21 protein-coding genes and 1 riboswitch are annotated in these 21767 nt (G+C 62.9%); of the genes, 11 read left to right on the top strand and 10 right to left on the bottom strand.

Annotated features, from left to right (window positions below):
* Window positions 1–556: 556 nt before the first annotated feature.
* Window positions 557–814, bottom strand: a complete 258-nt coding sequence (locus ASE75_RS04270) for a DUF6894 family protein (RefSeq protein WP_055929495.1) — start codon at window positions 812–814, stop codon at window positions 557–559.
* 731 nt (window positions 815–1545) lie between these two features.
* Here ASE75_RS04270 and ASE75_RS04265 point away from each other — a divergent pair.
* The gene (locus ASE75_RS04265; protein WP_055879890.1) at window positions 1546–1866 is read left to right on the top strand and encodes a hypothetical protein; all 321 of its coding nucleotides are present in this window, start codon (window positions 1546–1548) and stop codon (window positions 1864–1866) included.
* Between the two features lie 652 nt (window positions 1867–2518).
* Window positions 2519–2707 (top strand): hypothetical protein, encoded by a 189-nt coding sequence (locus tag ASE75_RS04255; protein WP_041394287.1) that lies wholly within the window; start codon window positions 2519–2521, stop codon window positions 2705–2707.
* A gap of 213 nt (window positions 2708–2920) precedes the next feature.
* On the opposite strand, the gene ASE75_RS15055 is transcribed toward ASE75_RS04255, so the two are convergent.
* Window positions 2921–3313 carry a MerR family transcriptional regulator gene (locus tag ASE75_RS15055; protein WP_081974598.1) on the bottom strand — a complete coding sequence of 131 codons (393 nt, stop codon included), beginning with the start codon at window positions 3311–3313 and terminating at the stop codon, window positions 2921–2923.
* A gap of 66 nt (window positions 3314–3379) precedes the next feature.
* On the opposite strand from ASE75_RS15055, the gene ASE75_RS04250 reads away from it, so the two are divergent.
* Genes ASE75_RS04250 through ASE75_RS04235 form a run of 4 tightly spaced genes read left to right on the top strand, consistent with a single transcriptional unit; the run spans window position 3380 to window position 9693 of the window.
* Window positions 3380–4024 carry a cation diffusion facilitator family transporter gene (locus tag ASE75_RS04250; RefSeq protein WP_041394289.1) on the top strand — a complete coding sequence of 215 codons (645 nt, stop codon included), beginning with the start codon at window positions 3380–3382 and terminating at the stop codon, window positions 4022–4024.
* 11 nt (window positions 4025–4035) lie between these two features.
* Complete coding sequence (locus ASE75_RS04245) at window positions 4036–5316, top strand: TolC family protein (protein ID WP_055929498.1); 1281 nt, start codon at window positions 4036–4038, stop codon at window positions 5314–5316.
* Window positions 5313–6494 (top strand): efflux RND transporter periplasmic adaptor subunit, encoded by a 1182-nt coding sequence (locus ASE75_RS04240; protein WP_156340141.1) that lies wholly within the window; start codon window positions 5313–5315, stop codon window positions 6492–6494. Before ASE75_RS04245 ends, ASE75_RS04240 begins: the two co-directional genes overlap by 4 nt.
* Before the next feature lie 4 nt (window positions 6495–6498).
* A complete protein-coding gene (locus ASE75_RS04235) occupies window positions 6499–9693 on the top strand; it encodes an efflux RND transporter permease subunit (protein ID WP_041394292.1) in 3195 nt (1064 codons plus the stop codon).
* A gap of 79 nt (window positions 9694–9772) precedes the next feature.
* Here the strand turns inward: ASE75_RS04235 and ASE75_RS04230 are convergent, their stop codons facing one another.
* The 4 genes from ASE75_RS04230 to ASE75_RS04215 all read right to left on the bottom strand — a co-directional run bounded on the left by ASE75_RS04230 (window position 9773) and on the right by ASE75_RS04215 (window position 13613).
* Entirely contained in the window at window positions 9773–10255 is a 483-nt protein-coding gene (locus tag ASE75_RS04230) for a c-type cytochrome (RefSeq protein WP_041394294.1), read from the bottom strand.
* Window positions 10256–10267: 12 nt separating this feature from the next.
* The gene (locus ASE75_RS04225; RefSeq protein WP_041394295.1) at window positions 10268–11503 is read right to left on the bottom strand and encodes a molybdopterin-dependent oxidoreductase; all 1236 of its coding nucleotides are present in this window, start codon (window positions 11501–11503) and stop codon (window positions 10268–10270) included.
* An 89-nt stretch (window positions 11504–11592) separates the two neighbouring features.
* Entirely contained in the window at window positions 11593–12744 is a 1152-nt protein-coding gene (locus tag ASE75_RS04220; RefSeq protein ID WP_041394297.1) for a TDT family transporter, read from the bottom strand.
* Window positions 12741–13613 (bottom strand): LysR family transcriptional regulator, encoded by an 873-nt coding sequence (locus tag ASE75_RS04215; protein WP_041394299.1) that lies wholly within the window; start codon window positions 13611–13613, stop codon window positions 12741–12743. Before ASE75_RS04215 ends, ASE75_RS04220 begins: the two co-directional genes overlap by 4 nt.
* A 146-nt stretch (window positions 13614–13759) precedes the next feature.
* On the opposite strand from ASE75_RS04215, the gene ASE75_RS04210 reads away from it, so the two are divergent.
* A complete protein-coding gene (locus ASE75_RS04210; protein ID WP_041394301.1) occupies window positions 13760–14827 on the top strand; it encodes a sulfite oxidase in 1068 nt (355 codons plus the stop codon).
* Complete coding sequence (locus ASE75_RS04205; RefSeq protein ID WP_052075880.1) at window positions 14824–15336, top strand: MgtC/SapB family protein; 513 nt, start codon at window positions 14824–14826, stop codon at window positions 15334–15336. Before ASE75_RS04210 ends, ASE75_RS04205 begins: the two co-directional genes overlap by 4 nt.
* Before the next feature lie 50 nt (window positions 15337–15386).
* On the opposite strand, the gene ASE75_RS04200 is transcribed toward ASE75_RS04205, so the two are convergent.
* The 4 genes from ASE75_RS04200 to ASE75_RS04185 are packed head-to-tail and all read right to left on the bottom strand — an operon-like array spanning window position 15387 to window position 18471.
* Window positions 15387–16157, bottom strand: coding sequence for an anti-sigma factor family protein (locus tag ASE75_RS04200; protein WP_052075881.1), 771 nt, complete (start codon window positions 16155–16157; stop codon window positions 15387–15389).
* Window positions 16154–16663: an RNA polymerase sigma factor gene (locus ASE75_RS04195; protein ID WP_041394245.1), complete on the bottom strand. Its 510-nt coding sequence runs from the start codon at window positions 16661–16663 to the stop codon at window positions 16154–16156. The genes ASE75_RS04200 and ASE75_RS04195 overlap by 4 nt, the downstream gene beginning before the upstream one ends.
* Before the next feature lies 1 nt (window position 16664).
* Window positions 16665–18104, bottom strand: a complete 1440-nt coding sequence (locus ASE75_RS04190) for a YncE family protein (protein WP_041394247.1) — start codon at window positions 18102–18104, stop codon at window positions 16665–16667.
* Between the two features lies 1 nt (window position 18105).
* The gene (locus ASE75_RS04185) at window positions 18106–18471 is read right to left on the bottom strand and encodes a DUF305 domain-containing protein (RefSeq protein ID WP_229668351.1); all 366 of its coding nucleotides are present in this window, start codon (window positions 18469–18471) and stop codon (window positions 18106–18108) included.
* Window positions 18472–18638: 167 nt separating this feature from the next.
* Window positions 18639–18715, top strand: a riboswitch (Fluoride riboswitch).
* Window positions 18716–18738: 23 nt separating this feature from the next.
* Between ASE75_RS04185 and ASE75_RS04180 the strand changes: the two genes are divergently transcribed.
* The 3 genes from ASE75_RS04180 (at window position 18739) to ASE75_RS04170 (ending at window position 21563) form a co-directional block, all read left to right on the top strand.
* On the top strand, window positions 18739–20097 hold the full coding sequence (locus ASE75_RS04180; RefSeq protein ID WP_041394249.1) for a voltage-gated chloride channel family protein: 1359 nt from the start codon (window positions 18739–18741) through the stop codon (window positions 20095–20097).
* Window positions 20054–20506, top strand: a complete 453-nt coding sequence (locus ASE75_RS04175) for a DUF190 domain-containing protein (protein ID WP_235512508.1) — start codon at window positions 20054–20056, stop codon at window positions 20504–20506. The genes ASE75_RS04180 and ASE75_RS04175 overlap by 44 nt, the downstream gene beginning before the upstream one ends.
* Window positions 20507–20951: 445 nt before the next feature.
* Complete coding sequence (locus tag ASE75_RS04170) at window positions 20952–21563, top strand: recombinase family protein (RefSeq protein WP_055929489.1); 612 nt, start codon at window positions 20952–20954, stop codon at window positions 21561–21563.
* Window positions 21564–21767: the final 204 nt, after the last annotated feature.

Below are 21767 nucleotides of genomic sequence, written 5' to 3'. Positions count from 1 at the left end.
CTGCTCGTCGGTCAGCCAGTACAGGTCGCTCATCCTCGGTCTCCTCACGGAGCCCGAATCAGATCGAGCCGCTCAGATCAATGGGTCCTGACCCTAAGTCGCTGTTGATCCAGTCGAATGCGAACTGTCCGACCAGTACCGGCAATCCGACCATGAGAATGAGGTATAGGACGCGGCGCTGCATCTGCTCATCGTATATAAGCCCCGAATGCCTGCAAGTGGGCGAAAACGGCCCTGCTGCTTCTCATCGCCGACTGCTCGCCCTGCGCTGTCCGAAAACACAACCTTTCCGACAGGGGTATTGAGCAACTCCAGCAACCTCGGGGTAAAACAAGAACACCGATGATCTTCATGGTGTCGGAAAACGGTATGTTTGCGACAGGCCGGGGTCGTCGAAGTGCCTGGCACCCTGTCCGCTATCACCTGTTTGTCGCCCAGTCGTGGTGACGACCCGACTTTCCACACGTTTGGTCGTTGAATGCCGATAACGGGAAGGAAAGCGGACGGGCGGCTTTCTGGAGGCTCGACGAGATATACGCCTAGGGCTGCAGACCTCTCAGATCAGTTTCTTGAGGTTCAATGTAGCAGGTGCTGCCGTCGCGCAGATCATAATCGTAAACATGGTTAGGCGGTTTGCGTCGGTCACCGTCATTACCCACTCCTCACCCTCCCAGAACACGTCTTCCTGATCACATAGCAACAGCGCCGCATACTTCAGCGCAAAGCAGCGAGCAGCCGCGAGAGAGGGAAGATTCTCACCTACGCACGGAATGTTCGGCTTGGCATCAGCGATCTCGAAGTAAAAAACCGACATTAGAGCTCCGAAAATAACGCGGGAGCACCATGTCTCTCAGTCGCCGAGAACCAACGATTTATAGGTAGCGAATACCGTCCACCTTCAGTTCCGCTAGACGGTTACTTGTGACTGTGAGCAGGGCGCGTCGGGAAGGAAGAGGAGAGCGGACATTTGAGCGACCGTAGGGTCCCGCTACCAGAGGAGATGATCGGTAATCACGCCGAATCTTACCAGAAAGCCCAGCGCCGCGCCTATCATCGGTAGCGTCACGTACACGGCAATGGCTCGCGTCCGGCTTCGACGGTCCGTCTGGTAGCTCATTTTCGATCGCCTCTTAGCTGACCCTGCTACCAACGTGAACGATACAACAAACGTCCGCAATCGGGCGGAAACGGCACGGCCGCGTTTGAGCGCCGGCTGCCCGCCGCGAACTGTCGGAAAACACATGATAATCGCCAATTGGAATTAGCGACGGCATTTTGCGTCGATCGAGAGACGACCGTCCGGAATCACCTGTTTGTCGCACAACTATGATTACGACCGGGTTTTCCGCACATCCGGCCGCTGAACGGCGATAATGGGAGAGGGGAGCGGAACGGCAGCTTTCGGGAAGGCAGGTGGCATTAGCCGACATTGCGGGGCTCAGCTTTTCCCGAAAAGGATCGAGTTTGAGGAATTAACCGCTGCCTCGTATTGTGGTGTGTGGAACAAGAATATCGGATCAGGCTGTGCAGTCTTACCCTATCGGAATGATCTTACCGGTGCCCGGCTCGGGGCGTCTGGTTCTATTCGAAGCGTATCCGACGAGGGATGTCATTCACCGCGAAATCTGGGGGCGAGAGGTGTTCTTGTTCGACGCCGGCAACCGGCCCGTTTGGCAGATCGCACCGGAACCAGGCGCGACGGACGACATGCACCGGAAGTTCGATGCGACCCGCCCCGCGACCGACACCTTCTCCGCCATCAGCAATATCGAAGGACGATTTTATGCAAGCCGGATCGGCGGTGACACCTTTGTGATCGATATGACGACGGGCGCTGCCTCTTATAGTGGCTGGGCACGGACATAGCCCTTCGTAGCGATCAGATCGCGGGATTGTCGATCTTCGCGCGAGCGTTCCCACAACCAATCGAATTCGGGAATGTCTGGGTTGAGGAGGAAAGCAGCCTGTCCGCTATCGGGAAGGCAGACGGCATTAGCGGACGTCCCTGATGCAGCCGCCCGTTCCCGAAAAGGATGGTGAATCGGGAATCTGAGATAAAAGGGGAAAACCAGCCTAGCGCCATCCTCTGCCACCTTCGACATTGTGCATCACTGAGTGGGCTTCTAGACGCATCCAATGAAACGCCGGGCTCGCCCACTCTCCAAGATATTGCATTCCATGGCGTTTTTCGTCCTGGCGGTGATGTTGCTGGTCCGGCTTGGCCCGCTCTGCGAGACGATGGCGATGGCCGCGCCTCCGGCTGCGTCCGCTATGATGGACTGCGCCAGCAAATCAGCAGGCGCTCCCATCAAAAAGGCCCCTGCGTCGGCCTGCGCCATACCGTGCGTTGCGGTTGCCGGCGAAACCGTAGAGCATGTCGGGCTGGTTCCGTCCTCCCGTCTATCGCCTTGGCCGGCTCCACAGACCGGCCTTTTGGGCATGGCATACGCTCCGGCCACACCCCCTCCGCAAACCGTGTGACGTCGAACACCATCACACGTAAATTTCGGAGAATATCATGACCAAGTTCAAGCTCATCAGCGCTGCCTTCGCCCTCACCCTGTCGACTGGCGCATTCGCCGCTGTCGCCAATTGCTGCGCCGACATGGCGTGCTGCAAGGACGGTGCGGACTGCTGCAAGGATGGCGCAAAAGCCAAGGCTGCTGACTGCTGCGATCATGCCAAGGGCGGCATGAAGCACGGCTAAAAGCTAGATAGGGGCGGGCAACCGCCCCTATCTATTAGCCGGCTGCGATACGCCGCCACGCCACGGCTACTGATCGACTACATAGCTATCCAAGAATGGAACGGGCCGCTTACCAGCGCGTCCGTAAACGATTAAAAAATGGGAACACCCAAGCATCCCAAGCCGCGTCGCACGCGTCATGAGAGAAATATTTATCCTCGTTCAACCGTGGCATTAGTTGGGCACGGCAGTAATCGCTTCCATTACCCGGCAGTCGGCGATGCGTCCGCCATCGCAGGATCGTGTTGCAGCACTCAATGCGTCGCGAAGCGCGACAAGGCGTGTGATACGATCCTCCACGCTGGCGAGATGCCGACGGGCGATGGCGCCGGCCTGGTTGCAGTCCTGATCGGGATCGGCAGACAGGGCAATAAGCGATCGGATTTCATCTACTGAAAATCCTAGTTCCCGGGCATGGCGGATGAAGCCAAGCTGGCGAACCTGCCCCTCTCCATAGGTGCGACGGCCTCCAGACGTGCGGAGCGCTTCGGGCATGAGGCCGATTTCCTCATAGAATCGGATGGTGTTGATTTTGGTCCCTGTCCGCTTTGCCAAATCGCCGATCATCAACACGTTGCCACTCCACTAGAAACCGCTTGCTCCTACAGTGACTGTAGATCGTAGAGGCACGATATGAGTGCAAGTGAATCCTCTTCATGCGGTTGTTCCGGTGATACCAAACGAGCGGAGCGCGATCCCGCATATCGGCGCGCATTGTGGATCGTCGTTCTGCTTAATCTGGGCTTTGGTCTGGCTGAAATCGTCGGGGGGTTCCTTGCCGACAGCCAGGCATTGAAGGCCGATGCCCTCGATTTCATCGGGGACGGCAGCATCTCGCTCCTCGGATTGATTGCGCTGGGATGGACCGCTCGTGCCCGTTCTCAGGTTGCGCTTACACAGGGCATATTCCTTGGCGCGCTCGGGATAGGTGTCATCGCCTTCGCCCTTTGGCGTGCGATGAATGCAATTGCGCCAGAAGCCGAATTGATGGGCGCTATCGGGATCGTTGCGCTCATAGTGAACGTGACGGCTGCACTAGTTCTATCGCGATTTCGCGAAGGGGATGCGAACGTCACCGCTATTTGGTTGTTCAGCCGTAACGACGCGATTGCCAATGTTGCGGTGATCATCGCAGCCGCCCTTGTTGGCTGGACCGGTGCGGCTTGGCCCGATCTGGTCGTTGCCGGCGTCATCGCGCTCCTGTTCCTGCATTCGGCCTACGAAATTATCCGCAATGCGCGGCGCGAACTCCAATCAACGGCAAGGCCGTCGTCATAATGACTTACCCTATGAAGCTCCGGCACCGGTTGCCCTTCGTCCTGATCGCGGTCGTCGCCGTCGTTCCGTGCGTAGCGCACGCCCAATCGCAAACCGGTTCCGAAGCGACGGTCACCCCGGTACTGACGCTAGAAAAAATACTGGCGTTGGCGGAAGCGTCAGCACCGTCGCTAGAAGCAGCGCAGGCCGGCGTTCGGGCAACAGGTGCGGCGCGCGATATAGCGGGGCTGCGCCCTAACCCTACGCTGAATGGCGGTCTGGAATATTTTGGGGGTTCGGGGGCATATCGCGGTCTTCGTAGCGCGGAAGCTACAGTCGGTGTTGCTCTACCTATCGAGCTTGGCGGCAAGCGTTCCGCGCGGGTCGGTGTTGCCAACGCACAAGGGGAGCAAGCTCGGCTCGCCCTGGTTATTGCTACGGCCGATATTCGGCTCGCTGTAACACAGGCGTATATCGAAGCCGTAGCAGCCGAGCGTCGCATCACGACTGCGCGCGAGCAAGCCGGCATTGCCGGGGAGGCGGCCCGCGCGGCGGGCATTCGGGTACGCGCGGGCAGGGCATCGCCGCTAGAGCAACAGCGTGCCGACGTGTTGCGCATCAATGCCGAAGCTGCGGTTGAACGTGCGCAGCGCCTGACGGAAGTCGCGCGGGGCAATCTCGCCCGGCGTATTGGTCAGCCCGTAACCGGCCCGCTCGACGTTGCCTGGTTCGATCGCGTGCAAGGTTACGGCCCCTCGATCGCGGCCAGTCCGGGCGGCACGCTGGCATTGTCTGCGGCGCGAGCCGCAGTGACGACGGCAGATGCGCAAGTGCGGCTTGCTCGCTCCCAACGCATCCCCGACGTGACCGTCAATGCCGGCGCACGCCGGCTCGATGCGTCGAACGATATGGCTGCGGTCGTCGGCCTCTCGATACCGCTTCCACTGTTCAACAACGGCCGGGCGTCGGTCGTTCAGGCGCGGGCGCAACGCGATCAGGCGGACGCGATGCGACGCGCGGCTGAGCTGGATGCGGGGCAGTCGATAGCCAGCGCGGAAGCGGAAGTGGCAAATGCCGCGACGACCGCTAGAACCACGGGTGGGCCGGTCCTGGCAGCAGCGACGGAAGCCGCGCGCATTGCCCGCATCGGCTACCGTGAAGGCAAGTTCGGCCAACTCGATCTTCTCGACGCCGAACGCACCCTGTCTGAAACCCGCACGGCCGCGATCGATGCGCTGGCGACCTACCATGATGCAAAGGCCCGGCTTGAGCGGCTGACCGCTGCCGCTCCCGAACTGGCGAAGGACCAATGATGACGAAGACCGGCGCGCGGGTCGTACTATCCGCTCTGCTTCCCCTGACGCTGCTTGCCTGTGGCGGGGGCGGGGAAAAGAAGGCCGACAACATGGCCGGCATGGAAGGGATGGAAAAGGGCGAAGGCGAGAAAGGCGAAGCCGGCAAACCTGCCGATAAAGACGCCGTAAGCCTTTCGGCCCAGCAAATCGCGGATGCCGGGATCGAAGTTGGTCGGCCTGCGATTGGCGGCGTTGCCGGCGCAATCGAGCTGCCGGCCTTGGTTCAGGGTGATCCGCAAGGGGTGCAGGTCGTATCCGCGACGATCGGCGGTCGTGTCGTCTCCCTTACCCGTAACCTCGGGCAATCGGTGCGCCGTGGCGATGCGCTTGCGATCATTGAAAGTCGCGAGGCCGCCTCATTAAACGCCGAGATTGAAGCCGCGCGCGCGCGCTCTGCGCTCGCACAATCGAACCTGCGCCGTGAGCAACGTCTGTTTGCTGAACGCGTCTCGCCGGAACAGGATCTCATCGCCGCTCGAACTGCTGCCACCGAAGCCAACATTGCGGTCCGCCTCGCCCAACAGCAGCTCTCGGCCACAGGCGGGAGCGGGGGTGCGCTGAACCGTGTGGCGATCCGCTCGCCCCTTTCCGGTCAGATCATCGCTCGATCGGCGACGCTCGGTCAGACGGTTGCGGCAGACGGCGAGCTGTACCGGGTCGCCAACCTCTCGCGCGTGACCATCGCTGCGTCACTCTCACCGGCTGACGCCGGCAAGGTAAAGCCTGGAACACGCGTTGAAGTCACCTCGGCCGGCCGCAGGCAGGAAGGTCGCGTGACCTTCGTGTCGCCCGCTCTCGATGAAACCACGCGGCTTGTTCAGGTTATCGCTTCCCTCGATAATGCGGGCGGCACTTGGCGGGTAGGGGAGCCCGTCACGGCCTCGATCCTGCTGCCCTCGATCGGGGATCACAGTATCACTGTGCCGTCCACGGCGGTCCAATCGGTAGAGAATAAGATGGTCGTGTTCGTGCGCACGCCTAGCGGCTTCAAGGCCGTTCCGGTGCAGGCAGGGCGTCGCAACGGCGATCAGGTCGTCATCACCTCTGGCCTGACCGGCAGCGAGCGTATCGCAACCACCAATAGCTTCACGCTCAAAGCCGAACTCGGCAAGGGCGGCGAAATGGACATGGATTGATCCAATGATCGGCCGTCTTGTAACTTTCGCGGTCGAGCGCCGCTGGCTCGTCCTGCTTTTCACCGGGATCGCGGCCCTGGTGGGTGCTCTGGCGCTGCAACGCCTTCCGATCGATGCCGTCCCTGACATCACGAACAATCAGGTTCAGGTCAACGTGATGGCCCCCTCTCTGTCGCCCGATCAGATCGAGCGGCAAGTATCATTTACGATCGAAACCTCGCTCGCTGGCATACCGGGTCTGGAATATACGCGCTCGCTCAACCGGAACGGCTTTGCGCAAATTACCGCCGTATTTTCCGATGCCACTGATATCTATTTTGCCCGCCAACAGGTGGCCGAACGGCTGCGTTCAGCGGAGGAACGCCTACCCCAAGGCATCATGCCGGAAATGGGGCCTATCGCTACCGGCCTTGGCGATATTTTCATGTGGACGGTCGAGCTTCGCGAGTTGGACAAGGTCCGGCATCGCGACGGGGAACCGGGGCTGCAACGTGATGGCAGCTATATCACGCCGGAAGGCGAGCACTTGGTCAGCGAAGATGACAAGGCCACTTACCTGCATACGGTTCAGGAATGGATCGTTGCTCCCCAACTTCGGGGTACGGCCGGCGTCGCCGGCATCGACTCCCTTGGGGGGTTCGATCGCCAGTATCTCGTCATGCCCGACCTTCAACGCCTAGCCGCGCTGCGCCTCACGATACAGGACCTCGCGACCGCATTGGAGCGCAGCAATAGCAGCATCGGCGCGGGCATCGTGGACAGTAACGGCGCGGGCCTTTTCGTCCGCTCCGACGCGCGCGTGCGAACCGCGAACGAACTGGCGCGGACGGTCGTGGCGACCCGCGAAAACGTCCCCATCACGCTCGATCAGGTCGCGACCGTCAAAGCAGGCCACGGCATTCGCACCGGCTCCGCTTCCGAAAACGGTCACGAGGTCGTGGTCGGCACAGCTGTCATGCGCATCGGCGAGAATAGCCGCACCGTCGCCACGGCTGTGTCCGATCGCCTGAAAACAATCAGCCGCTCGCTTCCGGCCGATATCATCGTGAAGCCGGTGCTGGATCGCACCAACCTCGTGAACTCCACGATCGCGACTGTCGGCCGCAACCTTGCGGAGGGCGCGGTGCTGGTCATCGTCGTGCTGTTCCTGCTGCTCGGCAATATCCGGGCGGCATTGATCGCGGCCCTGGTTATTCCTGTCACGGTGCTGCTGACCAGCGCCGGCATGCTACGTGCCGGGGTGTCGGCCAATCTAATGAGCCTCGGCGCGCTCGATTTCGGCCTGATTGTCGATGGCGCAGTCATCATTGTAGAAAATGCCCTGCGCCGCTTAGCGGAACGCCAACACGAGCTGGGCGAACGCCTTTCGCTAGAGGAGCGGCTTGCGATCGTCGCCGCGTCCGCGCGCGAAATGATCCGCCCATCGGTGTACGGGCAGGCGATCATCATCCTTGTCTATGCCCCGCTGCTCACCTTCTCGGGCGTCGAAGGCAAGATGTTCGAGCCGATGGCGCTTACCGTCATCATCGCGCTCGTGTTCGCCTTCATCCTGTCCCTGACATTCGTCCCTGCCGCCATCGCGGCATGGATTGGCGGACGCGTGGATGAGAAGGAAAGCCGGGTCATCGCAGTGCTGAAACAGCGCTACGAACCCGGCCTGGATGCCGCCATGCGACGCCCGAGCATAACGATCGGCGCTGCGGTTGTGGCTGTGGTAGCAGCTGTCCTGGCCTTCTCGACGCTGGGCCAAGAGTTTTTGCCTCAGCTTGATGAAGGCAACATCCTTGTTCAGGCGTGGCGGCCTGCGGGCACCTCTGTCAATCAGAGCCAGAAGATGCAGTTTGCAGTCGAGAAGATGATCGCTCGCGAGCCGGAAATTCGCTTCGCGTTCTCGCGTACCGGCACGTCCGAAATCGCCTCCGATCCGATGCCGCCCAATGCGACGGACACGTTCGTGATCCTCAAGCCACGCGACGAATGGCCTGATCCCAGCCTGCCTAAGACTGAGCTGGTCGAGCGCCTTGAAAAGAAGCTCAAGACCATTCCCGGCAATGGCTACGAGATCACGCAGCCTATCCAGATGCGCTTCAACGAGCTGATCGCGGGCGTCCGTGGAGACTTGGCGGTCAAGGTGTTTGGGGATGACTTCGGGCAGATGAACGCGACCGCCAATCAAATTGCGGCAGTCCTCCGCAAGATCCGTGGTGCGGCTGATGTGCAAGTTGAGCAAACCGAGGGCCTGCCGCTGCTCGATATTCGGCCGAACCGCGATGCGATGGCGCGTGTTGGTGTCACTGCCGGCGACGTGCAAGATACCGTTGCCGCGACGATTGGCGGTCGTGAGGCGGGCATGATCTTCGAGGGCGATCGGCGCTTCCCGGTCGTGATCCGCCTGGCGGAAACCGCACGGGCTGACCTACAGGCGATCGGGCAGATACCTATTCCTACGCCCAACGGCTCCTACGTCCCTCTGGGGAGCGTCGCGGACGTTGCTGTCGGGGATGGTCCAAACCAAATCAGCCGCGAGAACGGCAAGCGCCGCGTCGTGGTGCAGGCCAATGTCCGCGGTCGCGACGTTGCTGGCGTGGTGGCTGACGCGCAGGCCGCGATCGACGCGCAAGTCACGCTCCCTCCCGGCACCTACCTCCAGTGGGGTGGTCAGTTTCAGAATCTGGCTGCGGCGCGCGAGCGGCTGACGATCGTCGTCCCGATCTGCTTCGCGGTCATCATGTTGCTGCTCTATGGTGCTCTCGGCAGCGTCCGCGACGCGGCCCTGGTGTTTACCGGCGTTCCTCTGGCGCTGGTGGGCGGCATTCTCGCGCTCGTGTTACGCGGCATGCCGTTCTCAATCTCGGCCGCTGTCGGGTTCATTGCGCTGTCGGGTGTGGCTGTGCTGAACGGGCTGGTGATGGTTAGCTCGATTCAGGAGTTGATGCGGCAGGGTATGGCGCGGGCGCAGGCGGCGAGGGAGGGTGCTCTGACCCGTTTCCGCCCCGTCGCCATGACAGCGCTCGTTGCATCCTTGGGGTTCGTCCCAATGGCGCTCGGGCACGGCGCGGGGGCGGAAGTGCAAAAGCCGCTTGCTACGGTCGTGATAGGCGGCTTGATCTCCGCAACGTTGCTGACTCTATTCGTGCTGCCAACACTCTATGCGCGCTTTGGACAGGCACGGGCTGATCCGGTCCCACAAACCACCTGACGGACGTATTGCTTTTACGGATCGTCTCCCAACGGCTTTTCTAAGACGATGGTATTTCGGGATTATGGAAGTAGATCGGTTAGCCTGTTCCACCTGAGACACCGGGAGCCGCCTTGGGGTCGGGATCCTGCGCCTTGCCTGTCGCGGGTGCCGCCTTCTGGCTCGGCATAGCGATGAGATAGGCGACGATCGCGTCGACGTCCTTCTCGGCCACCGGGGCCTTGTACACCTTGCGCATCTTGGTGACGGTCGCCTTCCACTGATCCGCCGATAGCGATGGCTGGGTCAGCGCCATGCTGGCCGAGTGGCACGAAGTGCAGTTGGCGTTGATGACGTTGGCGTGCGGACCATCGGGATAGGTCGCTTCGTCGACCGGCAGGTCGACGCTGGTCGAGGCGAGCGAAAAGCCGCGGGCTGAGACGCTGGTGGGCGGTGCCGGCTCGGATGTCTCGGAGATCGGGGCAGGCGCCTTGCGGCTGCTCGGCGCCCCGATCGAGACGAGGATAATGCCGGTCAGGCCGATCAGGCCAGCGGCCATGATACCGGGAGACGGGGTCTTCATGCTACTCGCTCCTCAGGCCGCGATGATGGTGGTGGTCTCGATATTGCCGCGCATGAACCCGCCTGGGTTCCAGATCGGCTTCATCGGCTGAGCGACACCGTTGGCGTTCCAGCAGCGCACCATGATGGGGTTGGGACCGCGCCTAAGCGGCACGCGACCATCCCAGCGCCGGAAGCTATACTTGCCCTCGTCCGCTCCGAGCGTCGTCCTGTACCAGGTGCGGCCACCATCGGATGAGACATCGACCTTGGCGACGCCGCAGTCGCCGCCCATCGCGATCCCGCCAACCGGGATGGACGCTTCATAGGCGATCGCCTGGCCATCCGGCAGGCTGGTCATCCAGCTGCGCGGGATCATGCGATTGATCGGCACGGTCGGGAAGTCCTTGGCACCGGGCGCGACATTCGCGCCGGGTGTCGCCGGTATCTTGTAGGCCTTGGCCATCCAATACTGGTCGTCAGGGCCGGGCAGCACCTCGATCGCGTTCAGCATCTTGACCCAGTAGGTCGAATACCAGCCCGGGACGATCAGCCGGCAGGGAAAGCCGTTGAGGAGCGGCAGCTGCTCGCCGTTCATGCCGAAGGCGATCATCACTTCGCCGTCGCGGGCATGGTCGATGTCGAGCGCCTTCTCGAAGTCAGGGGCGCCCGCCACAACCGGCTGATCGAGCGCGCCGAAGCGCACCTGTACCGCGCCTGCCTTGACCCCCGCGAGGTTCAGCACGTCGCGCAGGCGCACGCCGAGCCATTTGGCATTGCCCATCGCGCCGTTGCCCCATTGCGCGCCGGCGACCCGGGGCTGGAACAGCCCACGGCTGTTGCCCGAACACTGGTTGATCGCCGCCATCTCGACCCGCGGCAGGCGCAGCAGTTGGGCAAGGCTGATCGACAGCGGTCGGTTGACGTGGCCGAAGACGTTGAGGCGGAAGCTCTCGACGTCGATCGAGGTTGGAATGTCGGCCCAGTGCCAGCGAACGAAGAACTGGTCGTTGGGCGTGAACACCGACTTGTCGAACACGTCCATCGGCGTCTCCAACAGCGGAGGATGGATGCGTTGAAGGATCATGCTGCCCTTGCCAGGAAAGGCGCTGGTCATCGGCCGCTCGGCATTGCCGCCAGGCAGCTTCAGGTCGACGAGCTGCTGCGCCAGCGCAGGTGCTGCGGCAAGGCCGGCGGTGCCGAGCGCCGTACGCCTGAGAAAGCGGCGACGGCTGGTTTTACTCGCCAGCGCGGCGTCAAAATTGTCCATGACAAGGCTCTCCTGTGGCCAGCCACGCTGGCGGATCGAAGCGGCGTTCTGCAAGTGATCGGACCGACTGATCCGATCATCAGGGTGGATCAGTTCGGGGTAGCGATGCAGGGCGAGACGAACAGGTTGCCGCGCCATGCTCCGGCGAGCGTCTTGGCACCGACCAGCAGCCACATCGCCGCGAGCGCGATCGTCAGCACCGTGCCGACGATACCGAAGAAGCCGAGGTTCAGCGTCGTACCGAGGCGGAAGGTGGCGACGGTGTAGACGCCGAGCGGGAAGGTATAGCCCCACCAGCCAAGGTTGAATGGGACGCCGGCGCGCCAGTAGCGGATGGTGATGAGCGTCGCGAGCGCCAGCCACCACAGGCCGAAACCCCACAGGCAGAGCCCGACGACGACGCCGATCCCTTGCGCGACGGTACCGACATCGACCAGCCCGTGCGCCGCGAGGATCGCCGGCGCATCCGCCCCAAGCACCAGCATACCCAGCGCCCCGGTGCCGATCGGCCCCAGCGCGAGCCAGGATGATGCCGCCATGCTCTCGTGCGGGAGCTTGTGGAGCGCCATGCGCAGGATCAGGATAGCGAGGATGCCAAACGCGACCGGCACCGAATAGGCCCACAGCACATACGAGGTCGCGAGCGTCACGATCTGCGCGTGGGGATCGACCAGATGCGGCGCGAGCAGCCCGCCGCTGGCACCCGCCACTTCCGCTGCGACGACCGGCAGCAGCCATACCGCGGTCATGCCGTCCAGGCTGTGCTCGTGGCGGGTAAACATCAGGTAGGGGATCAACACGCCGCAGGCGAGCGACATGGCGACGTCGATCCACCACAGGACGTGTGCGACCGGCACGATGCCGTTACCGAACCGCACGATCCCGAAGGCGAGGCATCCGTTGATGATCGTCGCCAAGCCCATCGGAATGGTCCCGATGAACATCGACACGGTGTTGTGGCCGAAGATGCGCCGTGCCTCATGCCCGAACATCGCCCAGCGCGCGCCATAGAGACCGGCGAACAGGATGAAGAGCGCGATGTTGAAGAACCACAACACCTCGCCAATCGGTTTGAGCGCGGGGCCGATGCCGGGCACCTGCGGCAGCGCGAGAGCGAGGATGCCGGTGCCCATGGTCGCGGCGAACCAGTTGGGCGTGAACTGGCGGATCATCTCGCGCGGATGGTCGAGCCGGCTGAGCGGCTTGAGGCCGGTCAGGACCGGAGGTGTTTTGGCAGTCATGCGACCTGCTCCTTGATAAGGTCCGTCAGCGCGTCCGCCGCGCGGGTGCGATAGCGTTCCTTGTGGCGCAGCGCGTGGAAGGCGCGATCGGGCAGCCCCAGCGGCAGCTCGACCAGATCGCCCGCCTTCAACGCACGAGCGACGACCAATCGCGACAATACGGCGACGCCGGCACCGGCCTCGACCGCGGTACGCACCGCCTCGTTGGACGGCAGCGTCATCGCTACCGTCAGCTGGGCCGGATCAAACCCGCGCGTTCGCAGCACGTCCTCGAAGGTCGAGCGCGTGCCCGAACCCTGCTCGCGGACGATCCAGCGTTCAGCGCGAAGCCAGTCCTCGTCGACGCGCCCGGCGTCCTCACGGCCGACCAGCACCATCGGGTCACGCCCGACATTCCAGAGGGCGAGCGCCGGTTCGTCCACCTCGCCCTCGACGAAACCGAGCTCCGCCGCGCCGCTCAGGATCTGCGCTGCCGCACCTTCGGTGTTGTCGATCGCCAGTTCGACCGCGATCTGCGGGTGGCGTTCGTGGAAGGCGGCGAGCTTTGCCGGCAACCAGTAGCTCGCGATCGTCTGGCTTGCGACGATCCGCAACGAACCACGGGCAAGCCCGGCATAGTCCGCCAGCATCGTCTCGGCATGCGCTGCCCGCCCCAGCACCGCGCGCGCTTCCTCCAGAAAGCCGCGGCCTGCTTCGGTCAGCTGGATGCCACGCCCGACACGGTGAAACAGAGGAACCCCGTAGCGCGCCTCCAGAGCCGCGACCGCGCCGGACGCAGCAGACTGCGTGACGTTCAGCGCCTCCGCTGCCTTGGTGACGTGTTCGCGCTCGGCGACACCGACAAAGATTCTGAGCTGCTCCAAGGTCATGCAGCTTATATCGCGCACTCTGATCGATACGACCAACCGTTTGATCTGTTTATTTCAATCTGGATACCGGAACGATCGGTAATCCTTCGTCTGCGATAGTCTTGAAGACTTGAAGCGATCCGCGCGCTTGCGGCGTTGGTTCGTCCATGACTGATATGATCGAGCGCAAATCCGAGCCCTACAACGCCGAGCCGACGCCCGGCGCGCTGATCGAGCGGTTCCTGACGCCGCAGGCGCTGTTCTACGTGCGCAGCCATGGTGCGGTGCCTGATCTGCCTGCCGATCACCGGATCGAGGTCAGCGGGATGAGCATGGAAAGACGCTCCTTCTCGGTGGAGGAATTGAAGAGCGCGTTGGCCACGCGGACGGTGACGGCAGTTCTCCAGTGCGCCGGCAACCGGCGCACGGATCTCCAGCCGGTCGCAAAAACGTCCGGCGACCCCTGGGACGTGGGAGCGATCGGCAATGCGGAATGGACCGGCGTACGACTGTCCGACCTACTGGATGCCGTCGGTGCGCCGGATGCGTCCGACCTGTTTGTGGCGTTCACCGGCGCGGACGAGGTGGACGTCGAAGGCGAGGAAGCATTGTTCGGGGTCTCGATCGCCATGGACAAGGCGCGGCAACCCGACGTCCTCATTGCCTGGGCGATGAACGGCGAGCCGCTGACGCCCGAACACGGCGCACCGCTCCGCATGGTGGTGCCGGGCTATGCCGGGGTGCGGAGCGCCAAATGGCTGACACGGATCGAGGTGCGCGACACGCCATCCGACGCACCGATCCAGGCGCACGACTACAAGCTCTTTCCTGCCGATGTGACGAGCGACACCGTCGACTGGAGCCAGGGTCTGACCATCAATGCCATGCCGCTCAACGCCGCGATCTGCGTGCCCGGCTCTGGCGAAAGCCTGCCGGCCGGGGAGGTGCGGATCGAGGGCTATGCCATCGCCTATGATCGCCGCGTCTCTCGGGTCGAAGTGTCGATAAACGGTGGTCGCGACTGGCAACAGGCGACGTTCACCGATGATCCGGAGGCGCACTGGGGTTGGCGGCGCTGGACCCTCGACGCCACGCTCGTCAAGGGGCGCCAGCACCTTGTCGTGCGCGCCTTCGACGAGACTGGACAGGGTCAGCCCGAGCGGCCGGATACGATGTGGAACTTCGCCGGCTATCTGTGCACCGCCTGGCATCATGTGCACGTGCTGGTCGAATGATCGAAGCATCAGCGGCATCGGACCTCGGCTTTTGGATCGACGCGATCGGGCGGCTGGTGGTGGCGACCGCGGCTGGGATGGTGCTCGGCTGGGAACGCTCGCGCGAGAACCGGCAGATCATGGGCTTGCGGACGCTGGGCCTCGTCGGTCTGGCGAGCTGCATCGCCGTGCAGGCGATCGTGCACAGTGGCTTGCCGAATGTGAACGCCGATGCCGCAGGGCGGGCGATGCAGGGCATTTTGTCTGGCGTCGGTTTCATCGGTGCCGGTGCGGTGCTGCGGGTCGGCCAAGGTCAGGAAGTGCATGGACTGGCGACCGCCGCGTGCATCTGGGTGACAGCCACGATCGGCGCGGCAGCAGGGTTGGCGGTGTGGCCGCTCATCATCGGCGGGTTGAGCCTTGCGATGCTCGTACTGTTCGTCGGCGCTCCGCTCGAACGTCGCATTCGCGAGCGGGCCAGGCTGACTCCGGCAGAGGCCGACCGGAAGGATGCCGAGCGCAAGCCGTGATCCCGCTGGTCCGCCCAGTGCCTGTCGCGCTGAGAACCGGCCACGCGCTATCAGGACACAAGCGCCGCATCGGCCTGGCGCCGGACCTCGTTGGCGATCGGATGCAGCTCGGCAGCGGGGCGCTCCCCCACCACACTATAGCCGATCCCGTCGACCGCCCATGTGACCCGGCCCATGGTCCCGCTGGACGTGCTGGTCATGCTTGCGCTCTTGTCGATTTGCATGGGCCTCGTCAGCACCGCGAGCTTCGACGCTTGCGGTCCATCATAGAGGAGCAGCGCCGCAGGGCCGTGGGGCGTCGCGACCAATCGCCCCCCGCCATAGCGGTAACCCGCTGTGCTAAGGTCCGGGATGGTCACGCGCTCACCCAATCGGCTGGAGGTCCACCGGATCAGCATGGCGCGCTGGTCGGGGCCGATTTCCGCCGGTCGGATCCGGTCGGCGGCATAGACACGGAAATTGTCGCTCGCCTCATTGGCCAGCGCCGCGATGCCCGCGTGGGGTTCGCCGCTCCACCGCGCGCTCGACCAACCACCGCCAAATCCGACCGCCAGCAGAAGCGACGCGGCGATGGCGAGTTGCCAAGGCGGTTGGCGTTGCCGTCCCCTGATGGCTGCGACGCGCATCGTCGCCGGGATCGGTTCCTCCGCGATGGGAGCGAACAGGGACGCAAGGGCTCGCGCCTGCTCCGCCTGCTCCCGCAAACGGGCATGCACGTCCGGCTGGCCTTCAAGGTAAGCGTCGACCAGACGCTGCCGCTCGGGCGACAGCCTGCCATCGATCCACGCGGCCAGATCGTCTTCTCCGATCGGGCTGGTCATCGAATACTCCTTAATCGTGGCCGTTCATCCTCCTGGAGGAGCGTCGCCAGACGGTCGCGCCCCCGCGATATGCGCGACATCACCGTTCCCAGCGGCACGCCGACGACGGCAGCGACTTCCCCATATGACAGACCTTCGACGGAAATGAGGAGCAGCACCGTCCGCTGCTCCTCGGGCAACGCATCAAGTGCGCGCAACAGGTCTCGGTGGTGCAGGCCTGCGTCCTGATCGGCCGGGTGGCCGAGCGCAGCGTCGTCCACGAGGTGGAGCGGAACCGCCGTACCTCGCCGGCTATGCTGCCGCTGATGGTCGACCAACAGATTGTGCAGGATCGCATAGATCCAGGGGCGAACCTCCGTCCCGCGTCGTTGCCGCCAGCGCCCGACCGCGCGCTCAAGGCAATCCTGCACCACGTCATCCGCCATCGCCCGATCGCGCAACCACGACCGGGCATAACGGCGCAGACCGGGGACCAGGGGCTCGATCGCGGCGGCAAGCGGGTCCATCTCAGTCGCGCTGCACCTGCACGATGCGGCCCGGTGCGCCATTCACTACCTCGGCGACCGCCAGAAAGCGCCGGGGGGCCGCTGCACTGCCCTGAACGATCTGCCGGATCGGACCCGATGCGTTGACGATCGCCGCACCTGCCGGATTGCTCATGAAGTTCGCAAGCGGCTCTACCGCACCGCTGCCGTCCGCGTTGGCGGTGAGCACGAGCATATAAGGCTTCTTGGGCTGCAAACCGGTAACGGCACTCTGCACGACCTGAATGATGCCCTGGTCGAAGAGGGTAATGCTGCTTGCCGCACCATTGCCTCCAACTGGCCCCATGTTCAGATGCACCGCCTTGCCTGCCGTACCGAGCGGTTGGAGATTGTCGGTGCCGGGGCCTGTCGGAATAGCGTTCGGCACATAGGCGATCGCCTGCGGTGCCTGTCCGACCGGCACGGTGGCAACGACCTTGTTGCCGGCGGTGTCGATCGCGGCAAGTTCATCGGCATTCTCCAGCCCGACATAGATGCGCCGGCCGTCGCCCGATGGCCAGACGCCGTGCGGCATCTTGCCGACCGGGATGGTAGCGACAAGCGCGAAGTCGGACGTGCGGAACACCTTCACCGCGTTTTCCCCGCCCACCGTGACATAGGCGAACTGTCCCCTGACCGTGCGGGCGAAGTTGACGTGATTGGTGATCGGTCCGGTATCCAGCACCTTGAGGATCGCGAAAGGCGGCCTGGCATCGAATGCGACCGTCTTGCCGATGTCCTTCAGCGTGAACCACACCTGCTTGCCGTCCGGCGTCGCGGCGATGTTGGGACAGAACGGACTCGGCTGCGCCACCTGTCCGACCTGCGCGTGGGTCGAGACATCGAACACGGCCAGCACCGGATTGAACGAGGAACAGACATAGCCGTATCGGCCATCGGGAGAGAAGATCGTCATGCCCGGACCACCGGGCGTCTTGATGCGACCGGTCTCCTTGTACGTCGTGGGGTCGAGCACGGCGATGTAATCCTCGCCGCGTACCGTAACCCACACCTCCTTGCCGTCCGGCGTGAAGAACGCCTCATGCGGGCTGCGCCCGACATAGGTCGTGTGCTTGACGGTGTTGGTGGCGGTGTCGATCCACGACACGGCGTTGGATCCGATCGACACGACCGCCAGTGTTTTCCCGTCCGGCGAGAAGCCGAGGCCGTGAACCAGCACCTGCCCCTTGTAGAGCGGGGAAAAATTCATCGGCTGCGGATCGCCGAGCTTGATGACGCCGAGCAACCTGTTGTCGGCCGGGTCCGTCACCGACACCGTGTTGGAGAATTGTTCGGATGCATAGACGCGGTCGCGGTGGCTGACAGGCACGTCCTTGGCGTTCCACGGCGCCTGCTGGGCCATGGCAATGCCCGGTGCGGCGCTCATCAGCAAGGCGGCCGAGCGCAGGAAGGTCGGGATCATGTCAGTGCTCCATATGGCTGTGGTGGTCGCCGCCCTGCGTCGGGGCTGGCGTCGAAGGGGGTAGCGGCTGACCGATCGCCAACTTCATGGCGGCGATCTCCTGCTGCTGATCGATGATGATCTCCTGCGCAATGCGCTTGAGCTGCTCGTTATGGCCGTAGCGCAGCTCTGCCACCGCCATATCAATGGCGCCCTGGTGATGCGGAAGCATCATTGCGACGAAGTCGCGGTCGACGTCGCCGGACGGCTTGACCATCATGCCCGCCATCATCCGGTCCATCGCGGCAGATACCATGCTGGCGTAGCCATCGGCGGGGGCGGCCGCGACTGCGCCGGTGAGCATGGCCGAAGCAGTCAGACCCAGCATCCAATTTCGTCTACGCATAAGCCTCCGGCGCATCAGTCTCGAAAGCGTAGACGACGCCCGTCGGGGTTTATTCCATGGGTGCAGTCATTTTATCGATCTTCACCAAGACATATGGTCCCTTCGCAACCCTGCGGTTGGTTGACCAGGTCGCCGTCGGACATCATATGCTCGGGCACGGCGATGGATTTCCGCCGGGCCATTCGGCCGAACCGCCCTCGCAAGGGCCGATGATTCCTACCAAGCGCCGCAAGGCAGCAAGGAGGAATCGTGCGCGCGACATTTCGCAATCTCTACGACCAGTTCAACATGGCAGCGTTCATTCGCGATCGCCGCACCCATGCCATGTCGGTGCTGCGGTGGGCTTTGATCCTGGTCCCGATGGCCGCAACGGTGGGAACGCTCTGCGCGGCCTTCTTGTGGAGCCTCGATGCCGTGACCCGGCTTCGCTTTGCCTTTCCCTGGCTGCTCTACCTGCTGCCGATCGGCGGGTTCATGGTCGGACTGCTCTACCATCTGACAGGGCGCTCGGTCGAAGGCGGTAACAACCTCATCGTCGAGCAAATCCATGAACCGGGGGGCGGTGTGCCGCTGCGCATGGCCCCGCTCATCTTCTTCGGCACGGTCGTGACGCACCTGTTCGGGGGATCGGCGGGGCGTGAAGGCACCGCCGTGCAATTGGGCGGCAGCCTTTCCAGCGGCTTCGGCCGCGCACTCAAGCTGGATGCGGAAGCGACACGCATCCTGCTGATGACCGGAATCGCGGCGGGCTTTGGCGCGGTCTTCGGGACGCCGATCGCGGGCGCGGTCTTCGCGCTGGAGGTCCTGGCGATCGGCCGGGTCGAGTATCGTGCGCTAGTACCATGCTTGGTCGCGGCACTGGTGGGTGACTGGACCTGTCTTTCCTGGGGCATTCATCACGGCGCCTACCATGTCGATGCGATGGTGCCGGTCGACGCGTCGCTCGTCTCAAAAGCCAGCCTCGCGGGCGTCGTATTCGGATTGGTCGGGCTGGCCTTTGCAGAGGCCAACCATGCGCTCGGCGGATGGCTGAAGCGCGTGATACCCTATGGCCCACTACGACCCGTTATCGGTGGTTTGGCCGTGATCGCGCTGGTCTGGCTATTTGGCACGCAAGATTATCTCGGCCTAGGCACGCTGGCGGCAACGCCGGGTGGCCTGACCATTGCCAGCTTCTTCGGCTCCAATACGTACCCGTGGAGCTGGGCGCTGAAGCTGCTTTTCACCGTCGTCACCCTAAGTGCCGGCTTCAAAGGCGGGGAGGTGACCCCGCTGTTCTTCATCGGCGCGGCGCTCGGCAATGCGCTCGCGCCCGTATTTGGAGTGCCGACGGGGGTGTTCGCGGCGATCGGCTTCGTCGCGCTGTTCGCGGGTGCAGCCAACACGCCGCTTGCCTGCACCTTCATGGGGATCGAATTGTTTGGCGCGACCTATGCCGTGCCGATCGCAGTCGCGTGCTTCGTCGCCTACCTCTGCTCAGGCCACAACGGCATCTACCTGTCGCAGCGCGTCGCTGTACCAAAGGTACCTGCCGCACACCTCACACCCGACGCGACCCTGCGCGATGCCCGCACGCACCGCGCTTCTCGCCGGCGCACGCGCGCCTGATCCTGTTTCCTGTCGAAAGCCCGTCATGCCCAACCGTTTCACTGTCCATCACCGCGAAGTCGGGATGCTGCGCATCTATCTAAAACCGTCCGACAAGATCGGCCCGCGTCGCTTCTGGGGGGCAAAGCCGCTCTATCGTGAGCTGATTCGCACCGCGAAGGCGGACTGCATCATCAACGCCGTCGCGCAAAATACCCATTACGGCTTCAGCAATCACGAATCGATCCGGGAGAACGGCTCGGAAATTGCCGATCCGCATCTGACGATCTGTGTCGAACTGGTCGGCGATCACGATCAGCTCGACCTTTTCTGTCGCCGGCATGGAGATCTGCTCGGCGACAAGGTGATCGTCTACAAACGACTGGAGCATTGGACTATCACGCGCAAAACTGAGCTAACCAGAGCCTGATTGGCGTTCCCGTAAAGGAACGTGGGGCGGGGAAACGGCACTGCCGACCGGCTGACGGCCACAGGCGGGTTTCGCTTTCCCAAAATCTGTTCCCGAAATGAAATTCTCGAAATTGCGAATTTCGATGGGAAAACGGGAAAGCTTAGAGTGACGGAAAACACACGATTGTCGTCAGGCGGTAGGTTAGGCGACCGGGGCTGCCCCAACCTATGCGTGGCACACGCGACAAACCCTGTCGCTTTGTCCGACTGTATAGAAACCAAAATCCGGAGGTTTTCCGTCACCTATCAAAATGGGCGGGAAGTCACGCTTGGCGTCAATCCGGGTATACCGTGAGTGAACAGACTGAACTGAACAGTGTCTCCGTTCAATCAGGGTCACTTGCATAGATATTGAACACACCGTTCATATGGTCTAGAGCCTGATTGAACAAAAGAGGTTTTATATGACGCTTTTTGGTTACGCCCGCGTATCGACCTCAGAGCAGGATCTCCGAATTCAGGAAACCGCGCTGCGCGCCGCAGGCTGCCAGACCATCCGGTCCGAAAAGAAATCGGGAAGCGAGCGCGGCGCGCGGACCGAGCTGCAAGTCCTGCTAGACTTTCTTCGCAAAGGCGACACCTTGGTAGTGACCCGTATCGACCGGCTCGCCCGGTCGATGAAAGATTTGCAAGATATTGTGCATGAGTTGAAGGGTAAGGGGATCGCGCTCAAAGCAACGGAACAACCGATCGATACAAGCACGGCGGCCGGAAAGGCGTTTCTCGACATGCTGGGCGTATTTGCAGAGTTCGAGACGAACCTCCGACGCGAGCGGCAACTTGAAGGTATCGAAGCAGCGAAGGCGAGGGGCGTTTACAGGGGCGGCAAGCCGCGTATCGATCCGGACGCAGTGCGTAAACTGATCGCCGAAGGCATGAAGCCCGCACATATTGCGCGTCAGCTCAACATCTCCCGAGGCACCGTTTACAAGTTCTTAGCTAGGCCAGATACGGTAACAGCGGGAGATACCCAGGTTTACTTTCCGGAAGGCCCCAAGGCCCCGATCTCCATATGATCGACGTCAAACGACCGCTGCCGCCCAGGCGGGCTTGCGTCAGCGCAATGCACTTTGCGAACCGCAAATTCGAGGCCGTTTCTATTTAATGCTACCACCGGCTCTAGGGTCAGGACCCATTGATCTGAGCGGCTCGATCTGATTCGGGCTCCGTGAGGAGACCGAGGATGAGCGACCTGTACTGGCTGACCGACGAGCAGATGG

This window comes from Sphingomonas sp. Leaf17 (assembly GCF_001421505.1).
Lineage (GTDB): Bacteria > Pseudomonadota > Alphaproteobacteria > Sphingomonadales > Sphingomonadaceae > Sphingomonas.
The sequence above is the reverse complement of the archived record's forward strand: the minus strand, read 5'-3'. Positions and strand labels throughout refer to the sequence as shown.

Excerpts from the sequence above, each read along its gene's own strand:
- ASE75_RS04270 (WP_055929495.1), bottom strand. The coding sequence starts at position 814 with ATGTCGGTTTTTTACTTCGAGATCGCTGATGCCAAGCCGAACATTCCG.
- ASE75_RS04265 (WP_055879890.1), top strand. The coding sequence starts at position 1,546 with ATGATCTTACCGGTGCCCGGCTCGGGGCGTCTGGTTCTATTCGAAGCG.
- ASE75_RS04255 (WP_041394287.1), top strand. The coding sequence starts at position 2,519 with ATGACCAAGTTCAAGCTCATCAGCGCTGCCTTCGCCCTCACCCTGTCG.
- ASE75_RS15055 (WP_081974598.1), bottom strand. The coding sequence starts at position 3,313 with ATGATCGGCGATTTGGCAAAGCGGACAGGGACCAAAATCAACACCATC.
- ASE75_RS04250 (WP_041394289.1), top strand. The coding sequence starts at position 3,380 with ATGAGTGCAAGTGAATCCTCTTCATGCGGTTGTTCCGGTGATACCAAA.
- ASE75_RS04245 (WP_055929498.1), top strand. The coding sequence starts at position 4,036 with ATGAAGCTCCGGCACCGGTTGCCCTTCGTCCTGATCGCGGTCGTCGCC.
- ASE75_RS04240 (WP_156340141.1), top strand. The coding sequence starts at position 5,313 with ATGATGACGAAGACCGGCGCGCGGGTCGTACTATCCGCTCTGCTTCCC.
- ASE75_RS04235 (WP_041394292.1), top strand. The coding sequence starts at position 6,499 with ATGATCGGCCGTCTTGTAACTTTCGCGGTCGAGCGCCGCTGGCTCGTC.
- ASE75_RS04230 (WP_041394294.1), bottom strand. The coding sequence starts at position 10,255 with ATGAAGACCCCGTCTCCCGGTATCATGGCCGCTGGCCTGATCGGCCTG.
- ASE75_RS04225 (WP_041394295.1), bottom strand. The coding sequence starts at position 11,503 with ATGGACAATTTTGACGCCGCGCTGGCGAGTAAAACCAGCCGTCGCCGC.
- ASE75_RS04220 (WP_041394297.1), bottom strand. The coding sequence starts at position 12,744 with ATGACTGCCAAAACACCTCCGGTCCTGACCGGCCTCAAGCCGCTCAGC.
- ASE75_RS04215 (WP_041394299.1), bottom strand. The coding sequence starts at position 13,613 with ATGACCTTGGAGCAGCTCAGAATCTTTGTCGGTGTCGCCGAGCGCGAA.
- ASE75_RS04210 (WP_041394301.1), top strand. The coding sequence starts at position 13,760 with ATGACTGATATGATCGAGCGCAAATCCGAGCCCTACAACGCCGAGCCG.
- ASE75_RS04205 (WP_052075880.1), top strand. The coding sequence starts at position 14,824 with ATGATCGAAGCATCAGCGGCATCGGACCTCGGCTTTTGGATCGACGCG.
- ASE75_RS04200 (WP_052075881.1), bottom strand. The coding sequence starts at position 16,157 with ATGACCAGCCCGATCGGAGAAGACGATCTGGCCGCGTGGATCGATGGC.
- ASE75_RS04195 (WP_041394245.1), bottom strand. The coding sequence starts at position 16,663 with ATGGACCCGCTTGCCGCCGCGATCGAGCCCCTGGTCCCCGGTCTGCGC.
- ASE75_RS04190 (WP_041394247.1), bottom strand. The coding sequence starts at position 18,104 with ATGATCCCGACCTTCCTGCGCTCGGCCGCCTTGCTGATGAGCGCCGCA.
- ASE75_RS04185 (WP_229668351.1), bottom strand. The coding sequence starts at position 18,471 with ATGCTGGGTCTGACTGCTTCGGCCATGCTCACCGGCGCAGTCGCGGCC.
- ASE75_RS04175 (WP_235512508.1), top strand. The coding sequence starts at position 20,054 with ATGCCCGCACGCACCGCGCTTCTCGCCGGCGCACGCGCGCCTGATCCT.
- ASE75_RS04170 (WP_055929489.1), top strand. The coding sequence starts at position 20,952 with ATGACGCTTTTTGGTTACGCCCGCGTATCGACCTCAGAGCAGGATCTC.